The sequence below is a fragment of the Nostoc sp. UIC 10890 genome (assembly GCF_054786515.1).
In genome coordinates, this window is sequence record NZ_JBSGKF010000002.1 from 236,534 (window position 1) to 256,642 (window position 20,109).

The window sequence follows — 20,109 nt, forward strand, 5'->3', positions numbered from 1 at the left end:
TAAAATTACCTCTCCACTAAATCTTTTTTGACATTTTTGAGAGCATTATCGATACGGGAATTCATGAGTTGAAAGTCCTGTAATGTTTCATCACTAATGTTACTTACTTGGGTTCTTCCTTCTTTGACATATAATAATATGTTGTCATTTTTATCTTTAACTAAGTAAATTTTGTCTTGAACTTTTGTAGCAATTTGGTATTTTTCTGTTTGTACTGACATAATGCCATTGATATCTTCCTGTCCAATGATTTTAACTAAACTTTGGGAAAGACTGGTCATTTCATTAATTTTTTCTAGCTCCTTAATATCTTGCTCCATTGCCTTAAAAGCGTTCTCAAGACTGATATTTTCTTTGATGTATAAATCAGTTACCTCCTGAATTCTATTGAGATATGTTTCTGATTTACCGAGCTTTTCAGCTGCTACATACCAGTCTTGAAGATTTTGCACTGTATTAGCTTTCATCCGCTCGATAATGCTATCCATCGCTCCAAACTGCTGTATTCTGGGTTGAGAAGGTGATGCAAGTGCTTGGTCAATATTTGGTTGTTGGCTTTGTTGTGGAGATAAAATGCTCTTGTCATTAGTAATAAATGGGTTATGTGATACTTGTGTATTGGAAGAAATAGTGTTGATATTAATTTTGATATTTTCTATAGGATTAAATACAGCGTATCCTTGGGAAGTTTGTTCTACTTTGTAGCCTTTTTCTTGAAGATAATTTTCAACTAATTGATCAGTTCCTTGTGCGTTTCCGACTATGAAAGAGCTTTTGGCTTCTATTGCCTTATTAAGTAACCGTTTGTAATGATTTTCAAAAGTTTGGGCGATTTGCTCGCTTGTCACTCCGCGCCACGGGCCAGATCCGGATACCATAATGATGTCGTCTTTTGAGTAATTTCCAGTGTTGGCGCGTTCTCCCCATGCTTGCTCGTAATTACGGGTGCTTGAAGGTGTTTCAGGTGGCGCAGCTGATTTACCGATAAACTGGGTAGCTATTTGTGCCATCGCAATATCTTTTTTCATGTGTTCAGCGACGGCGGCGTTTATCGGTTCGAGTTGGGATAGTGGATTTGTCAGCGGCCGATCAGTCTGTTCGGACTTTTCCTGCTGGGTTTGTACTGTAGTTTGTTGTGACTTTTCAACTACATTCATATATGCTTCGCTGAGGGCTTGAATAAATGCGGATTCTTTACCCTTACCCTCCCACTGTTTATCCTGGGCGTTAGTTATGTTGGTGAGGCAGTGCGTTGTGGAGGACAGTCGCGTGGGCGGGTTTCCCGACTTGAGCGAACTGTCCGTTGGGGTTCCCCCCGTTGTAGCAATTGCCGTACAGTTTTCCAGCCACTCACTTCCTCCGCGTTTGGCGATCGCCTCAGTTAGCCGGGGGTGTTGTTCCAGTTTAGCCTGAAGCACTTCTACCATTAGCTTGTATTCATCAGCTGATGGATGCAACTGCTTTTGGTGGTTAAATGCGTGTTCGGCGGATGCGTATGCTACTCCTTCAGGTTTTTGGACATGGTTCTCTACTCCATACTGTCCAGCAGGGGCTTCTGGATTATTATTGACTGAAACTTGGTAATTGTTTTGTAGCTTGCCTTGTTCTTTTGCGAGTGCAGTAGCAAGACTGAGTGCTACTCCCAGCCCATCTTTGGAGTCAGGACTGATATTTACTGGAGTTGCAGGTTGTTTTTGAATGGCTGGGAATGGAACAATTTTGCCATTGACATAATCCCCTAGCGGCTCCATGAATAAGCCATATAGCTGACTCTTACTCGCCTGGGTTTGGGTAAGTTCTTTCGGTGAATGTTTTTCCCATTTCGCCCAGGCTTGCTGGTAACTTGGATCTTGAATCATTTCGGGGGTAAGTTTATACTGCTTACCCACTCGGAAAGCAACTTGCTCGCCGTTTTTACCTTGGGCGATCGCAATATCTCCCTCTTTGACACCATAAGTTTTTTGGTAATCTACACTTCTAGTGGTGTGTATCCTACCGTATCCGCGCATGGCATCGATAGTTGTATCAGCTGGTACTTTAGAAGGTTCGCCGTGCAGATGCAGCGAATAAACCATTGGTACTGGTTTTCCAGATATAGTCGGGTTGTCTGGAATCTGAGGGTTAGCAGCGCGTGCCGCAGTGGAATTCCCGATGGCGATAATTTCTTCTACAGTTGTTTGGTTTGAAGAGTGTGAGGCAGTATTTTGAGTGACTTCTCTGAGGCTGGTATAACTGCGCTCTACTTTAATTTCTCCCCCAGGTGTCCACTCGTTAGTTTTGATGGTAAGGTCGCTGTTGCTTTGGACTACTGCAAGAGGAGATTGGTTTGAGGCGAGGAAGTTCTCAAATTTTTGGCGAACGCTGTTTTCTCTGGCCAGGTCATTTTTAATTGACCAGATGTTGATAGACCATCTGCCAGCCTCAGTATTGAGGGCAGCGTGTTCATTCTTGCAGTTAAAGCGGGTTATTGTACCCGACTCAAGTTTAAACTCTTGGTATGGTGCGTCCTGATTCTCCTCCCTAGTCCATGCCATTCGTTCCTTTGCAGCGCGATACCCCCAATCAGAATTTCCGATATTAATGCTGCGGGCTTCCGTTGCGGCGTAGGAGTCATCGCGGTGGTAGTTGATGCCAGCGCCGGAGTTTTCGGAATAAGTGACCAGCACAATATCAGCGTCAGGATACACTTGTTTGACAAGTTCCATTAACTTGTTGTCTTGTACCCCTGGCTTGAAGTCTTTATCCTTCAAATCCCATTTTGCACCGACCCATGCGACTTGTCGTCCTAGTGCGTAGTTGGATTTATCGTTTTCAAGTATAGGTTGGAAGTGGGTTTCAAGGTGCGATCGCAATTGTTTTACTTTCTCCTCGCTTACCTTACCCAATATTTCGATAGCTTTTGTTTGATCGGCTTGACGCGAGTTTGGTAGTAATATTGCTTGGTTATTAGCTTCTACTTTTGTGCTTTTTGATACTTGTATTTTAACTGCGTTTTTGTAAACTTGTGAAATACCCGCAACTGTAGCGTTAGTATTTGATTGAATGTTAGTTATATTCTTTTCTGGTACAGCTTTTGCAGGAATAATTGGTACTGGAGAATCTTCTTGATTAAGCTCTCTGGGACGGTTAGGTAGTGCTTGTAGAGCTTTTTTGTACTCACTATTTTCTGGAATTTGGTTTAATTTTAAAAAACTACCTTCAGTTGCAACTTTTTGATTTAACTCTGTAATAAGCTGTTCGTAGCGGTCAAAACCATCAACTTCACCGATATTAATTGGTTCTCCAAGTAAACTATTTAGTTCTTCGTTTATTTTTTCACTAATCTCATTTTTATTAAAAATGAATGTAGCTGTGTTACTCTCAATAAAATAATGATTTTCAGTAGATTTTGATTCTAGCCAAGTAGCTACAGCGATCGCGTCTTGTGCGGGAACAACTAATCCGAGAGCTTCTTTAGTTTCTAAGAGCGATCCATCTGGGGAACTATATTGTTGGTTTGGGTTATAAAAATATACAGTTTGTTCTAGAACGACTGGAGGGATTTGTGATGATGTATTTGCACTCTTGATATTACCACCAGCACGGTCAATAAAGGTTTGTTTTAGTTCGTCACTAATAGTACTTTCATCGAGTACGAATACAGTCATACCTTTTTTGGCTTCTAACCGAGCTTGTGAACTGGGAAACAGTTCGTATGATACTCCTACTTTTTCTAGATATTTTTTAGTTTTTTCAGTTATATTTTCATCAACTGTTAATCCTAAAAGCCCTACTAATTTTTGTTCTTTATCTTGGAATATGATTGTAGGACGTTCGTTAATTTTACCAAGTATTTGGTTACGTTTTTCTTGCTGTTCGTTTCTGACAGGCTGTTCATTACTGATAAGCTGACTGCGCTTAACCCATTTTTCGGGATACTCTACTGTTTCTGGATTAATAGTTATTTTACAGGTACTTTCATTACTAGTAATCTGTACAGGGATAGTAGTTCGTTGTTGGTGTAAGCGGATAATGCCTGTATCAATTAGTTTTTGTACAGTGCTACTTTCTTTCCTTTGCCACTGTCTTTGTACATTCTCTCTATTTAACTCGGTTTCGAGGCGTTCAGTATGCTGACCAATAATGCCGAGTGATTGTTCACCAACTTTAGCAATATAAACGTGCTTTTTATCAAATGCTCTAACTAAAGTTTCTTTAAATGCTTGGTTGCTAATCTCCTGTTTTTTGTATTTTGGATTAGTAATATTAATTCGTAAAAAATTTCCCTTAGATGTCTCTGCTATTGCATAGGCATTTTGTCCGGTGATGATGGTTTGAATTTTAAGCTGTAACTGTTGCCCATTACCGGGTTTTTCTGCTAGCCAACCTTCAGTAATACCCTCTTTGATTGATTCCTTATCAATGTTGCCTAATTTCTCAGGTTTATTACCATTTTGAAGATAAATGCTATAGTCTTCCCGAATAAGGTCAACTTTTTCGATTGTTAACATTACAGGTTCATTATTAAACCTTTGGGAATTTCCAAACTTATTAACTTCACCTACTTTAAAGGTAAGTTCTGGTAGTCCAGGTACTTTGGTTGTAACAGAGGTGGTATATACTTCACCTTTTTCAACGCTGGCAATAGCAATAGTACCAATTGGTAGTCGGGCGTTACTTTGTTCTATATTGCCAAATGTTTCGTAATTACCTTCCTGATTCTGGAGTTCAATGACACTTTTTCCATCTTCAGCTAGATTAAATCGAATATTTTGAGGTTGATTTTCATGAAATAATTCACTACTGCGGTCGAACCCGGTGATACTAAACTCGTTAAATCTGAGTGTGTCTAACTGACTGATAATCTCTTCAGGAAAGGCAGCAAAGGCAAAATTAGAAATTTTCTTTTGGTAATCGCTACCTTTATCACTACTACTCTCACGAGTAGTTGATACTGCCCAGGTAGCAGCTGCCATTGCTAGCTTTTGTCCTTCTGGAATTGAATTGTAAAATTCTTCTGCTATCTGGTAGGCTTTTTGGTAAAGAAGTTTAATTTGACCTTCGCTTAGTTCAGCTTGGAAGGCTATTTTGTTAGACGTTACTTCCTGTCCAAGTGCAATTCCTATCTCTTCGGCTTTATTTTCTTGCTCCTTAGCAAGTGTTCCTAATGCCCTAAATTTGGGTTTGTTGTTCTCAGTTTCATCGTTAATTTGGGCATAAACTACATATTTATGTGGGCGGTTACTGTTGCGCTTGTCTTCAGATATTTCTGATAGCTTGATCGTAATTTTATTAGCTTTCCAGATAAATTCGTTGTCATACTGTAAAAGGTTAGTTACACTTACTTGATTGCCGTTAGCAAGGGTAATATTTGCAGACGGCCCTTTTTCAGTTTCTCTTTGTCTAAATAGCTGACTCGCTTGGTTAAAAGATTTGTCGAATTCTTTTTTGACAAGAGTAGCTATTAATCGCTGTTCGTTAGAAAACTCGACACCTTTAAATAAAGCTTGAAATTGGGCGATTTCACGCGATTCGAGACGAGCTTTTTCAAAATACTGGTTGGTTTGAGCAATTAGTAATTCAACAGGCGAGTATCCGGTGGGTTGAATTGTATTGTCAATATAAACGTCTTTTTTCTTATCCTTAATATAGTTAACCTCCCGGTGGAGAATCCGACTGTTGTTGCGGATAATTTCCATTTCGGGTTTTTTGGCACTTTTGAAGAGGTCAACTGCAATTTGGTTTTGAAATGCTGCCTCGGCAATCATTTCGCGGTATATCTTGATGTTAGTATTCATTGCCACCAGTGCATTGGCCTGGTTTAGGGGTTCTTGCTGAACAGTTTTGATAAACTCTTCCGTGTAACCGCGATACTTGGTCGGAATCTCCTTCCCTTCAATACCCTTGGATTTTGCCCAGGCTTCTGTTTTAAATAAATCTTCGTAGTGTTTGGCTACCTGCTGTACGTACTCAATTTGGTCTTTTTCACTACCAAAGTTTTTCAGGATAGTAATTTCTGACTCTAACGCCTCAATTGAGGTCAGGTGATTGTTGATAACACCGACACTAATGCCATCGCTCATGTGGATGGCGATTTCTTCAAATTCCGGCTGACTGCCATCTTCCTGGTAAAAAGATTGTTTTTTGAGTTTAACAGTTGGATCGTAAGCGTTTTCAGGCAGGTTGCGCTCCCTTGCCTCGGCAGTGAGGTTTGGATGCCTGCTTGCACGCTCGAAGCCAATACAATCACCATCGTAGTCGCGTGCCTGTCGCTCTTGTTCGGACTCTTGAGGAAGAATTTCTAGTTCGTAACCAGCTGACTTTAGTTCTGAAATATACTCATTAAATTTGTTGGTAAACTCGATTTTGTCTTTAGTTTCGAGCTTGCCGATATTTTGATCTAAGTAATTTTCAATACCTTCTAACTGAATATTTTTACTTTGGGCTTCGGGTAGGGCAGATTTAATTTGCTCGTTTAGACGGTTATAAATGCGATCGCTTGTTTCGTCTGAGACAGCGATCGCACCTGCTAAAGGTTGACCATCAGGCCCAAGGATATCTTCTACAACTTTGTTAGTTGAGACGCACAGACCATTTGAGTTGAGGAAAGGGGAGCGGAAGTTGAGAACTTCTTCCCCGCTTTGATAATGCGGTATGGAAATTTCCCCATTTTGCAGGTCTTTGGAGGGAATGACCATTGCCCGTTCAAAGGTCAGTGTTTTGCCAATGGCGATTTCTTTCCACTCGTTTTGGACGAACCGGGCGAGTTCGCGTTGTACTTTCTCAGTTTCGAGAAGTTGACCTTCTCCTTGCAGGTCAGCTTTGATAAGTTTATAAATGAAAGAGTCAGTAGCAATGCGATCGCCTACGGCGGGCGCTCCCGCGCCATCGCGCAAAGTTTCTAAATCTTCTGCTACTGTTGGATCTTCTGCTGCTTGTTCTTCAAGAAAGGTTTTCCGCTTCTCGTACTTTTTGCAGTAAAGTTGTGCAAGTTGCCGGGGGTCGTCCTGTACTTCCTTAAGCTCTTTGGCTTCAAGTTCTAGCTGTTCGGTAAAGTCTTTCAGCCCGTTAGGGAATGAAGCGAGTAACTGTGAGATAGCTGTTTTACCGAGTTCAGATTGTGATTTTTCACCTAGCCAGATATTTTGCCTGTACAGTCCAGGTTGAATTTGGGGCTTGCTTTGCCCATTAGGGTTGTCTTTATCAGTTCCCTTGAATGCAGATAAGGGAAGAATTAAGTCAATTTTAGTTGAGTTGTTGGGATCTGAATAATTGAGGATTTGGTCAAGATTTGCAGGGCGTAGTGTACCTTTGCCAAAGCGGTATTTATTATCATCTCCGTCTTGGTCAGTCCAGCCGAAGCGGTGCTGAATTACTCCATATTTATCACCTTTTTGATGCTTGGTTAATTCGTGATATAAGTCTGTGGATATTTGCCCGTAACAGTCTCCTGTTAGCCGATACGCCTGATCGTTACTAATAACGCCACCATTTTCACCATTACTGTCATCAACAATTAGAATATTTAACTCTTTATTGACGCTATTTTTACATGAACCGAGAAAAATAGATCCGTAAGCACCTCTATCTTTGTTATCAGGGCATAATTGTTTAATTCTATCTAGACATTCTTCCGGCCCATATAACAACCGTGTTTTTGATGATAATAATAATTTGTGATCTTCAGGATGATTAATGAATTGTTCCACGGTAGACTTTTCGTCCATATGCCCGAACGAAAAGTTAACCCCAGGAAAGAAATGTTCTATTAGGGTATTATTAAGTTCTTCTTTTAACAGTGAATCTGGATTATCCGTATTACCATCTGTATGAATCCACTGATTTAACCTAGTGTCAAAATGTTTAGCTTGAATTGTCATATATAAACAATTAAACTTATAAATTTAAATATAAATTTTTACTTTTTGGCACTAAAATACCCTTAGAGCTTGATTTTACTTTCTCTATATCGGTAATTTATTAAACAATTTTCTAATTTATATCTACAAAATAAATATAATTATTAATACATATTAATGTAGCTATTACTTAGGTTATGGCTCCTGAAGACATATTAGGCGTGATCCCAAAATTTAAGTATGAAAAAAATATACAAACTTCTCAATTACTTCTTGCTTAATGCTAAATCAGTAGTAACATTCTTAATGTTTGCCATTGTGCTGATGTTTGTAGTTTGAGAGAAAAAGCTAAATTAGTGTGGCAGCAGCTTGATAATTTTATGTCTGCCTAATTTTTTACCCTTGTGGGTTCGCGCATAAAGTGAAATTTTGAGAACGATTTACAGGGTTTTCAGCCTCTCTAATTCGCGCATAAGGTGAAATCGATTATGGAGTAAGCGTTTGAGCCAGGTAGTGAATTCGCACATAAATTGAAATTTTGCATCTAATCACAGAAATTCACAGTATTTTTGACAATAACGTATTATTTTATACTTAAAATCTAGAAGTTACGCACAAAAGCTACTTGACTACCTTCTTATCAAGAATGTAGTTTATTTTCATCTAATATATAAAGCTCATCGAGTAGATCCATGTAATTTCTAAAATTTTGTGTCATAAGATAATCATTGGACAAACTTATGTGTATTCTGTACAGTTTTTCACCTCAGTCTTCGTACGCGACGTAAGGGTAATGTATTGCCTGGGCAACTGTCTTTATTGTGAGAGTTATGTTGTCAAAATTATATTTTAGCAGATATTGCAGAACTGCAAAAATGGAAAACAATGTAAAATTGTTATATTACTTTCAACATTTATGACAAAACAAGAGTTATGTCACAAGAAAGTAAAATTATAGAATTAGCTAACTAATTTTGAAACAAAATCTAACTTTTGATTATGTGCATAGATGAAACGATAGCATCTGATATTAAAGAAGCTGTAGCTAGAGTCTCTTGCTATTTAGATGATTTTGGCAGTCATATTAGCCACTTAGATTTTTCAATTGAAAATTTAGAAGATTTAAAAGAAGAATTTGCAGAAGGAACTGATAAAGATTCAATCGATACTTATTTGTACATTGCATTATCCCGAATAAAATCTACTAAAACTCGACTAGAAGAAGATATTAAAATTATTAAAAGTTACTTAACTTATTTTATTGAATCCTCTAGTAAAATACCTGAATTTACTTACGATTATGAAAAAAATAAAATCAAAAATAGATAAAAATCAGTTTAAGGAAATTCTTCTTCATAAAAGATAAAATAAAAGTTATGCCTAAAAAAGATGTCTGGGTAGTATTTGGTCACTTTCTAGATTTAAATTACTATTATGTATCAAATACTGAATGGACTTTTGAAATAGAAGAAGCTTGCTTATTTAAAACCAAAGAATTAGCCGAAAGCACAATAGATAGGCTAAAAACTTATGAGAAAAAGAATCTAGACTTTCACGGAATTAACCCAGATAGCTTGTCTGTTGAACGCACCTGGCTTGAAGTTAGCGAATTTCTGCATTTTACGGTTTAATTCATCTCTAACAAATACGAGCGCAAAAAGTTGTACTTTTGATGCTAAGACACCAATAGACAAAACAATTTTTTATGCCCCACAAATCGACAAATAGCTGCCCCAAAATTCACATCCAGCTAGATAAAGAACCCGGATTGCTAAACGAAATTTTTAAAACCTAAACTGTTTAGTTTGCACTTGGTGACAACTTCGCCAACAGTGTCTTTGCCAGTCCTACCCCTAATTTTGAGTAGATTAAACTCTCTCTATCTACAGATTTACTATTGCTCAATACCTCTTTGCGATAGCGAAGCGCTGCTGCGAAGCGCAGATCGCGATTTATTCATTAACGCTTGTTGGGTAAAGAAACGCAAACTTTCAATCTGCTCAATTTCGTTTGTTGTTAGTCGAGTTGGTATCTCTTCGTACCAGGTTCTCTGACTGTAGCAGATTTGCATCACAGGAGTATTATCCCCATGACGGTAAACACTCAGAGTATTGTTATCTAAGCTGGCGCTCAACTCCCGTCCTTTGATACGGAAGCGATTGGTAACAAGCATATAGTCAGTAATTATAAAAGGCAGATGTTTGAGAGTAGAAGGCAGAAGGGTAACAGAAGCAGGAATAAGGGAAGATTCCTCTTCCAGGATTTGTTGAGTAGTAAGACCCTTTTCTTCTGAAATATCCTGTTGTGGGTGCTGTTTCTTTGGATGCGGCTGAACTTTTTTCTTGGTCTTATTTGCTTCCGAAGTGGGGTTATATTCTAATTTTGGTTGTATTGTCGAAATCTCACTGGGATAATTACTGTTTAGTGTATATATAGTAACAAGTTTTTTAGAGTTACTATCGGTATCACCATTACTATCACTTGTACTGCTATTAGTAGGTTTATCACTATATAAGTAATCAATGTTACTTAAAATTATACTATTTATGCGAGCAATTGCTTTGGCTTTAGCTTGTTGAATTACTTCTTTATCTTTATCTGGGTCGTACATGATTCCATATTCAGACCGCAGTTTGTTCCAGCTATAAGGTTTGTATACTTGATAACCAGCAATTTTTACATCATTATGAGTGTAGGTAAAGCCTAGTAGTTCTTCCCCCTGCATCTTAGGCAATACTCCAATGTTATTTTCCTCCAGGCGTTGAATAAACGTAGAGACGGTGGGACTATCCTTAATGGCTTCTCCTATTGCTTGGCGAATAATTTCCTTACTTGTTGGGGTTTTGTGCTTACTGTTGACTGCTCTAATACTTTTTGATCGGTTGGGACTGGTGAGTGTAATTATTCCGTACTCTTGCTCTAACCTAGAGGCGACGGCTTCATTTGTTGTCGGTGTTACTTCCAATCCTAGTTCCGCCGCGATGCGTCTAGTTGAGACTTGGGAGTTGAAATAATCATAGGAATCATTAACTAAGCTGCCATCTAACCGAATCCGGGAGGTGATTATATGCAGGTGTTCGTGGTTGCGATCGTGGTGGCGTACTGCAACGAACTGACTGGTAGCTGCTACAGATGATTCTTCCTTGGGCAAGTATCCCATATCTTTGAGATATTCTCTTGCTACATAACTGTACTGACTGTTGGATAAATGCTCGTGGTAGTTTGGGCGGTGTGCGATTGAGATGATGAGGTGCGCGCACTGCCGTTTAACTGCTTTGTTGGTGTACTTGATGGTGAGAAACTGCTGGTTAAATTCATCTGGCTTTGTTCCCATCATATTAGTATCGACAATCGCAGCATCATCTTTCCCCAAGACATACTTGAGCGTGTCGAGAAAATTCGGTTTTTTATAAATGACGGGAATCAAATTGAGGGAGTTTAAAATGGATATATAGAACCTGTAATGCCTTATTTATCTTGGCTTGAGGGTGATTTGTCTGGAACGTCTAGGTTAAATGCAGCAGCTATGGTCTGATCTACGAGTGCGATCGCATTATTGACAGTATCCAAAATTTGCTGGTTGTTTGTTTCCTTTGCTAAGTGAGATAACATCATCAGTTCGCTTTTGAGGTTTCCAGCAGTAGCGCGGATAGTTATCAAGTCGGCAGACGGTTTTGCCGTTAGTACCCGCCTTAATCCACAGGAACGTAAATATTCAGATGCAGTTACCCCTGTGGCGATCGCTTTTTCCTCAATGGTAGTTTTCTCTTGCTCAAAGAGGTATACCTTGATGGATTTGGTTCGCTTTATGGAGTTACTTACCATACCTTGTTTTACTATGGGACTGAGTGGCATAGTTAGAGACTGCACTGAGGGAGTTGGGGATAACCGGAAATCTGACAACAGTGTATGGTCTCAATTGCGGACAATATTGCTGCTACTTTTGGTATAAACTATACTTGATTTAGATGCCGCCAGTGAGAGTACTGTAACTTGTGATAATACAAGGTAATATCTTATGGTTCGTCTTGTAACTGACACTGAAGCCGTAAACCTTGTTTTTAATGATGCAATTGTTGGGTTGTAGAGATTGTATGGCTATGTCGCCAGCGTGCGAACCGACAGGTCGGCGCTTCTCTGCCAGACGCTCCGCGAACGCTATTGCGTAGTAGGTACTATCCATAATCGTGGATTCAATTACACGTAATTACAACTGTTTATAGGTATTATTTTTAATCTATTTATTTAGGGACTTCCAAATAAAAAAATATACAACTTTTCTTGTGGGGTGGGCGTCTCGCCCGCCCGTGGAAAGGGGCGGACAAGATGTCCATCCCACAGGAGTGGATAATTTATTTCTTGGTAATCCCTTATCAAACAGTAAATATACGACAAAAGTAGTATTTTGTGCTACAAAATAAGATGATTGGTATTAAAGGACTGTCAATTAATCTAGTTTATTGATAATAACCTTAGTGATAAAATGACCCTACTAAACATACCTTGTTTTAGTTACAGGACTGTACGGCGACAGCAATAGTCTGTTGTGGAGTGCAACTGTAGTAAATCAGATATAGAGCGGATTGTGGGGTTCTATCCTAAGTTGATTAACTTCGATGTAATGCTGAAATAATTGGGTTAATTTGCCCTCAGAATACCTCAACTATGGGGATTGTTAGAGTTTATTTTTCAGTTAATTATTTATTTTGATTGACAAAAATCAAACCCAATTTCACTTGATTGGGGTAATTAGCGTGTGAATTGGGGTAGTTAGGAGTAAATACGGGGGTGAGTTCTCCCATCGTATGGTTAAAGTATGAGTATTGACAAATAGCTTACTGAGAAGCTTGATTTGCACGTTATATAGAAGAGAAGTTATGGCAAGAGCGAGTAAGCCAGCTGATTCGGTTGAGTTGGCGCGTATCATGCGGAATAAAGATATGGAGGACGGTATAGTAATTAGCTATCTCCAGTCAAAGAAGCGAGGGCAAACTGAGTTAGTATGTGAGGCGCTGCGGGCGTATTACCTACCGTTTGCGCTATCTGCTGCGGGGGTATGTGGTGTTGAATTGCAGTCAGCCCTCCATGATGCGATCGCGCAACTTGAAGTTCAGATCATTAAGATGAAACGGACGTTTGGGATGGAGGGGTTGCCCCAGATAGTTCTTGTTAATCCTCATAGTGGAGTTTTCTCGCAAGGTGCAACTGGGTTACAACCAACAGTTGGAACTAATGGCGTGGAAATAACTCCTATTTCAGCTAATTCGGTTCCCCCTTCAGTTTCTTTTTTTGATTCCACTGGGCCAAGTCCTGTGTCGTTAACTGTTGAGACAGAACCAGTCGGATCAAATGTTGTGGGAGAAGATTCCGAAGATGATGGGTTCTTTAATGATGATGAGGATGACCCAATTGCTAAGGCAGAAATAGAAGTTGATGCGGGATTTCGTCTGGAGTGAGGGGATTATGAGGATATGGGTGGTTAGGTGTTGGAGAAAAGCATACTCTCTGCCTTTGCTTGTGATACTTGCGTAAGTCCTGCCCTTGTCCTGTTTGTCGTTGTGGGCAATATCTCCTGAAGTGCGATCGCCTGGCGCTGTTGTTAGGAGGTGCTTTTCACCTCTCCACTGGGCGCAGCTAACTGTTGAGGGAGTATAAGTTATAGTACAAGCGACTTGTTGGAATAGAGCATCGAACCGAAGATTCGCGCACGAATCAGGCAAAGGTTTTTAGCCTACCTAATTTCTTTCATGTAAGTGCCGATGTCAATTCTCTATATTCGCATCAATCAGAACTGAGAGCGCACTTTGAGCAAACGTTGCTCCGTTGGCTGACTGTTCGATTGTTGCCATTAAGCTGGCTCCTCCAATCAGCAGAAGGTACTGTTGTGAAAAGAATTCTGGATTTTTGACACCAGCCTCAGCTGCCAAGCGCACAATAATTTGTCGAATCGACTCACGTAATTCTACTGAAACTTGATGTGCTTTATGAGAGGCATCGGCAATTTCTAAAACAGCATTGATGAACGGACAACCGCGAAAATTGGGACTTGAGTACCACTCACGCAACACATCAAACGTTGCTAGTAAACGTTCTTTGGGTGTAATGCCTCGCTCTGACACTGCATCCTCAAACCAGCGTAACCACTGAACAGCGCGATATTTCATCACTTCCTCGATTAACAGGTCTTTAGACGGAAACCAACGGTAAAGTGTGCGTTTAGCAACACCTGATACTGCAATGACTTCATTAATGCCGACATGCTGAATTCCCTTCTGATAAAAGAGTTCAGAAGCCGTTTCTAGGATTTGTTGTCGAGCGTGGCTTGATTGGGCAGTCATAGTTGGATGAGTAGACAATATTGTCTCCTTTTAAATACAATAGCACCAACTTCAAGTAGACAAGCTTGTCTACTTAAGCGCATATTTAAGGCAACAACTGATGAAATTTACTATTCACACGATTGATACCGCACCTCAAGACTCTAAAGCGGCATTAGTTCACGCACAACAAACGTTTGGGTTTATTCCAAATTTAGAGGGAGTTTTCGCCCAAGCACCTGCATTACTTAAAGGTTCGATGGCACTATGGGATTTGTTTGCTACGACAAGTTTCAGCCCAATTGAACAGCAAATCATTTATTTAACAGTGAATTATGAACACGAGTGTCACTACTGCATGGCAGCCCATTCCGGCTTGGCAAAGATGATGGGTATGAAGAGTGAAGATATTCAAGCGTTACGTGATGGCATCCCACTCCAAGATTCAAAATTACAAGCACTACGTCATTTTACACAACGAATGATTCAAGCACGGGGTTGGGTTGAAGATAGTGAAATTGAGGAATTTTTAGCAGATGGTTATGGTAAACAGCAAGTGCTAGAAGTCATTCTGGGCATAGCAATTAAAGTGATGCACAACTACACAAATCACATTGCTAAAACGCCCCTTGATAAACCATTTCAGCCATACATTTGGTCAAAGCCTTTGGTCGAGGGCATCAACAGTATTTGACCGAACTGGAAAGGCGATCGCATTCTAGTTTTAGAGGTGCGATCGCCTGGAATAATCACTTCATATATCTCATCTGTAAAAGCTACAATCAAAAATTTGACAGCAAAGCAAATGTGTAATTGACCCCATCTGACATACCTTGTTATTGCCCAAGACTCCACAATAACGATACTTTTTACTGGGGTAATTGCGGGGATGGTTGAGGTAATACGGGGTGTAATGATGACAATCACATTGTTTGAATTACAGCCAAAAAGCTAATTTTGTTTAATAATTCAACTTTTAGTTGATACAGAATTTGGGTGTGATTGGGGTAATTTAGTCATGATCTAGGAGGTGATTTGACAGTGAATATTAAAGCAGTTTTTAGTACATTAGTGTAGTTAGAATCTACGGTTTGGATTTGGTATTAGTGCTATGGAGGTACTTCAGTTAGCCCCGTGGCAATTTGAACTTGGTTGCTAGCAGTTTGCAGTGGACTCCCTACTCAACTCCATTGAGTATGAATGCTGTAGCACCATCGAAGAACATCGCCGTAATAGTTTTTTCTCTACGCACTTTCTATGTAAAAAAGCTGTTAAACCCTGTAAAGAAAGTGTTTTGCACCACAGTATTTTTCCCATTTCGGTTAAATTGGGAACGATAGTAAAAGGTAATAAAAGATAAAGATATGCCCAAAACTAAGGAGAAAACAGACGTAAAAAAGGTAGTAATTACGATTGACATGGGTGCAAGTAAAACCAAGGCGATCGCTCAGGAGTATCCAGAGGGAAAGCCTGTTGTTTTACTTTTCGACTCAGAAGTAGCAGATGTTGCTAAAGCTTCGATTGAGAGCGTTCAACAAGAAGGTAGTCCTGAATCTCGTATTTGGGTAGGAATAGGTGATGAGTACTGCGCCTTGGGAGAGCTTGCCCGTCGTCGATTTGGGGGTATATCGCAACTGAAGGAGCTAAAGTACGAACTGGCAGTCCCTAAAATTTGTGGTGCATTTTGGCTGGCTAAGGAGAAGTTGAACCTGGGTAATGATGTTGCAGCTTACTTGAGCATCCTGCTGCCGCCCGGTGAAATGCAAGACAAAGAACAGTTACAAGTGCGGTTGAAAGATGCGTTTCGAGGATTTGATACACCAGCAGGTAAGATGCGGGTAAAAATGCTTCGTTATGATGCAGCTTCTGAGGGTAGTGGGATATTTTTTCACCGTAGGCGATCGCTTGGCAATAATATGCCTGCTTCTATGTATGTGATGCTTGGTTATCGCAACGCAAGTATTTTCACCTTTCGCAGTGGTTCAATTGGTACGGGAATAACCAGTAATTTTGGTATGTCTTGGCTGATGAATAATTTTACTTCCAAGACATCGGGACTAAGCCCTGATAATCCCAATATTATCGAGGTGTTGGTAGAAGCTGGGGTTAGTTGTGACTCCCAGGTGATGCAGAAACTCTCACGCAAGCGCAAAGGTGATGAAATTCAACTTGATGGCGAATTGATGTCCAAGGCTTTATTGCTTGCTAGAGATGAATATTGGCGTGCGATCGTCAGATGGTTGCGCTCGAAGATGGATGATGATATTGAAGAACTGGTGTTTTGCGGAGGGACTGCGGATTATATTCGTCCAGAAATAGACGCTTACTTCCAGAAAGAGGGGATTAAGGTATCTTGGCACGGTAATATTTTTATACCTGATGAGATATCTTCCGGTATTGGCAATCGGATGGCGGATGTCTGGGCGCTCTACCAATATATGATTATTCAGTTTGATGAGTTGACTGGTTATACCCGCTCTGAGGTTGTACTGCTAACTAAATCCGCTGAAGGTAGTACAGATGAAGAAGTTAAACGTAAGTATAATTTTACGCCTTGTGAGCGACCTAGTACCTTTATTGCTGTGAACGAGAATGTTTGATTAGCTCAGAAAAAGTAGTGTAGTTACAAGGACTGCAACTACACTTCTGGGATGCTTTTTACGTAACTTCTCAATAACCACTGCATGAATGAGCCGATTACTCGTGGTTAGGTGAGAATAGCTAGTTCTAGGGGGATTGAAAATAATTCCTTGTTGGCAGCGCCCCTTTCTATAATGACATCAGGTAGATAGACAGTATTGTTATCCCGCTTCAATCGAGTACACTTTGAACAAAGACTGTTGTTCAGCGTAGAATCTTCATGGCAAGGTGGTTATATTATGTCAACAGAAGATTTTTCTTCTCAATAAGCTCAAAAAAGTCGCATTAATAGCTGCTGGTTGACACAGCTTTAAAGGTTGAAATCACATTAGAATTATGCCGTTGGTTTTTATACTCAATAACCAGCTTGCACAAAGGCAATAATGCTTTCCTACGGAACTATTAGATTGAGCAAGTGCTGAGTGAATATCTCTTGGACGGGGTATATTTCTTTTTGTGTACAATTCCACAATAGGCAATCTGTGTAGCTAGGTCGATATTACTTGCAGTCAACCTCTGTGTTGATAGCAATCCTTGTTAGAGAAATCAGAAAAATGATATAACATTATCTCAAAATTCTTCGCCCAAACTGATATAACGTTATCTCATGACTGGGAGTCGGAAATATAGTAATCAAGAAAGAGAAAAATTTATGCCTGCCAATTTGACCCTTTCGATTGAGACAAACGCTGGAGGAGTGGCGAAAAGTACTATTTCATACAATCTTGCGTATGAATTGGGTGTTCGTGGCTATTCAGTGGCACTATTAGACATCGATCCTAACGAATCATTGACATTATTTTGCGGATTAGGAGAATTTAAAACTCAGGGAACAATGGCTAATGTTTACCATCCAGACTTCAATGGGAACTGGCCTTTAGTTACAGCTTGGCAAGGTAAGATTGACAAAATTCAAGTTTGTAAAGGCGGAAAAGAATTACACGAAACAATTCGGGAAGTTTCAAAGGATCTGCGTGGAGCTTATACTCTTGCAGATCGGTTGAGTGATTATCCCTTATCTCACGATTTTGTAATTATCGATTGTCCTGCAACATTGGAGCCTTTACCACTGACTGCTCTTGCAGCTTCTAGCCACGTGTTAATTCCAATTCAACCTGAATACAAGGCTTCTCAAAGTGCTGCGGCGATGATTGAGTGGTACTATTTCAACTGCAAGCGGCTGAGATTGAAACCGACTCCAAAAATATTAGGTATAGTTCCTACTCGTTGGAAAAGTGATTGGGGAGCGCATAGAAGTATTGTCGAGGAACTTCCCCTAGTCTGTAAAAATTTGGGAATTCAGTATTTTAGCCCAATTCGAGAATCAGCTGATATTCTTAATGCTTCTGGTAGAGGGCTACCTCTGGGAATTTACAGACCAGGTAAAGAGGCAAGAGGAGATTTTCTGCCAATTGTTGATGCACTAGTTCAAGAACTTAAGCTAATAAGAGGTTGATCGATGACAAAATTAAACAAACCGAGTGTACTTGGAATGTTTGCTTCTGCTGCTGATTCTCAACAGGTATTTGAGCTTGAAGAACGAGTAGAAGATTTACAGGCAGAGATTACAAGATTAAAAGATGAACAAGCACAGGGAAAGCTCGCTGAAGAAGAACGTACAGTCCTCAATCAAACTATTGAAGACCTACGAGAACATTTGAAAGCATCTGGAATTTTTAAAATTCACTATAGTGAAATAAAACCCAATCCGAAACAAGCAAGGCAAACATTTACTTCGGATAGTATTCGGAGTATGGCTGTTTCAATTAGAGAGGAAGGGCAACAACAGCCGATTATCTTACTACCGGGAAATCTCATTTTTGATGGAGAACGGAGATGGAGATCAGTTGCAGAAGAGTTACAGCCAGAAATTGAAACGCTTGATGCAGTGATGCTTCAGAAAGTTCTTTCTGAAGAGGAATTACATGCACGCACTTTATTAACTAGTCTTCACCGAGAAAGCTTGAATGAGCTAGATTTAGCCGAAGGTTTGATTCAACAGGCTAAGTTAGCTTTGGAATTTGAACAGGAAGAAGTAGTTAGAGCGCTTAGGAGAGCAATAGCTAGATTAAACGCAAAAAAGCTTTTGCCCCAATTAACTGAATTGGTTATTTTAACTAGAAAAGAGCAGTCAGAAGGCATTAAAGCATTTAATTTAGACGAAATAGAACAAAGTATTCTTCTGTTATTACTACGTTTTCAACAAAATCCAGCATCAGTAGATGCAAATGTCTTTCCTTGCTTACGGCTTTCAGAAGACTTAAAAACTGCGATTAGACAATCAGGACTTGGTGCAAACCATGCCCGTTCACTCCAAAAACTAAATTCTAAAAATTTAAAAATTGAGGAAACTAAAGCTCTTAAAATCCGACAAGATGCTACATCACAAGTTTTGCAAGAAAGGCTAACAGTCGCTCAAACTCGTTTTCTAGTTGCCCAAACTATTGCTGAACATGCTCCTGAAACAAAACCTAAACCAAGTCACCAAATCAGTTCTCTAATTCGAGATGTCTCAGCAACTAAAGTCGAAGATATCCAGCAAGAGCAACTGAGAGATTTATTGGCTGTATTAGAAGCTAAGGCAAAAGAGATTCGGAAAAAGTTGGACTAATACTATCTCGTCCGACTTAGTTCCCTGAATCGGAGATGTCCATGTAATCTGTGAGTGCCTATCTAAACTACCCAAATGGCTTTCGCCTGAATCCCGCAGAGTCAAACCAGAATTATCAGCGGAACGGTTTCAGCATGTGAGATTTCTAGACTGCGACAAAGCAGTGATCCGAATTATATTTGAGTGCTGGTACTGCCAACAGGAGATACTTTGTGAGTTTACGGGTGAGCCTGTAGTTGGAGAATATAATGGACGGACTTCAATCATCCAAGTTAAAGTTCAATGCCCCAACTCTGAGTAAACTGCTATTAGAGTGAGTACGGGAGAAGTGCTTTCTACAATAGCGATTCCTTCTCCTTGGACATAAATAAGTTTTCAAGAAACCAAATAATCTTTAATCTGGTCTTGCTCACCTCGTAAAGCTTTCATTCCTTGTCCATGAGCAGAGCGTACCTTGGAATGACTCCTCTTCAATCAGATCCAGAAATTCCAGGTTACTCCAGCGACATTTTTTAGCTACCGCAACCACTAATCGGAGGTTGGCGGTAATCATTTTTTGTTTAGCCAGCTGACCAAGCTTTTGGATTTGGGTTAACTGTGCTTCTGTTTTATTTACCTCGGTAGCTAGTTCAGCCCTAGTTGGGGAACGCTCTAGTCGTTGCACTTGAGAATCGTTTTGCTTATCAAGTTTTGCATTGACCTT

14 protein-coding genes are annotated in these 20,109 nt (G+C 39.8%); 7 read left to right on the forward strand and 7 right to left on the reverse strand.

Annotated elements, in window-relative coordinates; translation table 11 throughout:
* Window positions 1-5: 5 nt before the first annotated feature.
* A complete protein-coding gene (locus tag ACWATR_RS30990) occupies window positions 6-7,859 on the reverse strand; it encodes a hypothetical protein (RefSeq protein WP_460341323.1) in 7,854 nt (2,617 codons plus the stop codon).
* Window positions 7,860-8,837: 978 nt separating this feature from the next.
* Between ACWATR_RS30990 and ACWATR_RS30995 the strand changes: the two genes are divergently transcribed.
* On the forward strand, window positions 8,838-9,167 hold the full coding sequence (locus tag ACWATR_RS30995) for a hypothetical protein (protein ID WP_460341326.1): 330 nt from the start codon (window positions 8,838-8,840) through the stop codon (window positions 9,165-9,167).
* 47 nt (window positions 9,168-9,214) lie between these two features.
* Window positions 9,215-9,469 carry a hypothetical protein gene (locus ACWATR_RS31000; RefSeq protein ID WP_179064379.1) on the forward strand — a complete coding sequence of 85 codons (255 nt, stop codon included), beginning with the start codon at window positions 9,215-9,217 and terminating at the stop codon, window positions 9,467-9,469.
* A 263-nt stretch (window positions 9,470-9,732) separates the two neighbouring features.
* Here the strand turns inward: ACWATR_RS31000 and ACWATR_RS31005 are convergent, their stop codons facing one another.
* From ACWATR_RS31005 to ACWATR_RS31015, 3 genes are all read right to left on the reverse strand, one after another.
* Window positions 9,733-11,265: a relaxase/mobilization nuclease domain-containing protein gene (locus tag ACWATR_RS31005; RefSeq protein WP_460341330.1), complete on the reverse strand. Its 1,533-nt coding sequence runs from the start codon at window positions 11,263-11,265 to the stop codon at window positions 9,733-9,735.
* 41 nt (window positions 11,266-11,306) lie between these two features.
* The gene (locus ACWATR_RS31010; protein WP_460341333.1) at window positions 11,307-11,693 is read right to left on the reverse strand and encodes a plasmid mobilization protein; all 387 of its coding nucleotides are present in this window, start codon (window positions 11,691-11,693) and stop codon (window positions 11,307-11,309) included.
* Window positions 11,694-11,802: 109 nt separating this feature from the next.
* Entirely contained in the window at window positions 11,803-12,021 is a 219-nt protein-coding gene (locus ACWATR_RS31015; RefSeq protein WP_460341336.1) for a hypothetical protein, read from the reverse strand.
* Between the two features lie 694 nt (window positions 12,022-12,715).
* Here ACWATR_RS31015 and ACWATR_RS31020 point away from each other — a divergent pair.
* Entirely contained in the window at window positions 12,716-13,294 is a 579-nt protein-coding gene (locus ACWATR_RS31020; RefSeq protein ID WP_289794660.1) for a hypothetical protein, read from the forward strand.
* Between the two features lie 306 nt (window positions 13,295-13,600).
* Here the strand turns inward: ACWATR_RS31020 and ACWATR_RS31025 are convergent, their stop codons facing one another.
* The gene (locus ACWATR_RS31025) at window positions 13,601-14,176 is read right to left on the reverse strand and encodes a TetR/AcrR family transcriptional regulator (RefSeq protein WP_289794661.1); all 576 of its coding nucleotides are present in this window, start codon (window positions 14,174-14,176) and stop codon (window positions 13,601-13,603) included.
* Window positions 14,177-14,276: 100 nt separating this feature from the next.
* On the opposite strand from ACWATR_RS31025, the gene ACWATR_RS31030 reads away from it, so the two are divergent.
* Window positions 14,277-14,849 (forward strand): carboxymuconolactone decarboxylase family protein, encoded by a 573-nt coding sequence (locus ACWATR_RS31030; RefSeq protein WP_460341339.1) that lies wholly within the window; start codon window positions 14,277-14,279, stop codon window positions 14,847-14,849.
* On the opposite strand, the gene ACWATR_RS31035 is transcribed toward ACWATR_RS31030, so the two are convergent.
* Complete coding sequence (locus tag ACWATR_RS31035) at window positions 14,798-15,082, reverse strand: hypothetical protein (RefSeq protein ID WP_460341342.1); 285 nt, start codon at window positions 15,080-15,082, stop codon at window positions 14,798-14,800. The two genes, ACWATR_RS31030 and ACWATR_RS31035, sit on opposite strands and share 52 nt — an antisense overlap.
* 437 nt (window positions 15,083-15,519) lie before the next feature.
* On the opposite strand from ACWATR_RS31035, the gene ACWATR_RS31040 reads away from it, so the two are divergent.
* The 3 genes from ACWATR_RS31040 (at window position 15,520) to ACWATR_RS31050 (ending at window position 19,406) form a co-directional block, all read left to right on the forward strand.
* Window positions 15,520-16,755, forward strand: coding sequence for a ParM/StbA family protein (locus tag ACWATR_RS31040; protein WP_289794663.1), 1,236 nt, complete (start codon window positions 15,520-15,522; stop codon window positions 16,753-16,755).
* 692 nt (window positions 16,756-17,447) lie between these two features.
* On the forward strand, window positions 17,448-18,251 hold the full coding sequence (locus ACWATR_RS31045) for a ParA family protein (protein WP_104901806.1): 804 nt from the start codon (window positions 17,448-17,450) through the stop codon (window positions 18,249-18,251).
* A 3-nt stretch (window positions 18,252-18,254) separates the two neighbouring features.
* Complete coding sequence (locus tag ACWATR_RS31050; RefSeq protein ID WP_289794665.1) at window positions 18,255-19,406, forward strand: ParB/RepB/Spo0J family partition protein; 1,152 nt, start codon at window positions 18,255-18,257, stop codon at window positions 19,404-19,406.
* 409 nt (window positions 19,407-19,815) lie between these two features.
* On the opposite strand, the gene ACWATR_RS31055 is transcribed toward ACWATR_RS31050, so the two are convergent.
* Entirely contained in the window at window positions 19,816-20,070 is a 255-nt protein-coding gene (locus tag ACWATR_RS31055) for a hypothetical protein (RefSeq protein WP_289794666.1), read from the reverse strand.
* Between the last annotated feature and the right edge of the window lie 39 nt (window positions 20,071-20,109).

What these genes read in the sequence shown, in the direction of transcription:
- ACWATR_RS30990 (WP_460341323.1), bottom strand. Translation starts at nt 7,859, where the DNA reads ATGACAATTCAAGCTAAACATTTTGACACTAGGTTAAATCAGTGGATT.
- ACWATR_RS30995 (WP_460341326.1), top strand. Translation starts at nt 8,838, where the DNA reads ATGTGCATAGATGAAACGATAGCATCTGATATTAAAGAAGCTGTAGCT.
- ACWATR_RS31000 (WP_179064379.1), top strand. Translation starts at nt 9,215, where the DNA reads ATGCCTAAAAAAGATGTCTGGGTAGTATTTGGTCACTTTCTAGATTTA.
- ACWATR_RS31010 (WP_460341333.1), bottom strand. Translation starts at nt 11,693, where the DNA reads ATGCCACTCAGTCCCATAGTAAAACAAGGTATGGTAAGTAACTCCATA.
- ACWATR_RS31015 (WP_460341336.1), bottom strand. Translation starts at nt 12,021, where the DNA reads ATGGATAGTACCTACTACGCAATAGCGTTCGCGGAGCGTCTGGCAGAG.
- ACWATR_RS31020 (WP_289794660.1), top strand. Translation starts at nt 12,716, where the DNA reads ATGGCAAGAGCGAGTAAGCCAGCTGATTCGGTTGAGTTGGCGCGTATC.
- ACWATR_RS31025 (WP_289794661.1), bottom strand. Translation starts at nt 14,176, where the DNA reads ATGACTGCCCAATCAAGCCACGCTCGACAACAAATCCTAGAAACGGCT.
- ACWATR_RS31030 (WP_460341339.1), top strand. Translation starts at nt 14,277, where the DNA reads ATGAAATTTACTATTCACACGATTGATACCGCACCTCAAGACTCTAAA.
- ACWATR_RS31040 (WP_289794663.1), top strand. Translation starts at nt 15,520, where the DNA reads ATGCCCAAAACTAAGGAGAAAACAGACGTAAAAAAGGTAGTAATTACG.
- ACWATR_RS31045 (WP_104901806.1), top strand. Translation starts at nt 17,448, where the DNA reads ATGCCTGCCAATTTGACCCTTTCGATTGAGACAAACGCTGGAGGAGTG.
- ACWATR_RS31050 (WP_289794665.1), top strand. Translation starts at nt 18,255, where the DNA reads ATGACAAAATTAAACAAACCGAGTGTACTTGGAATGTTTGCTTCTGCT.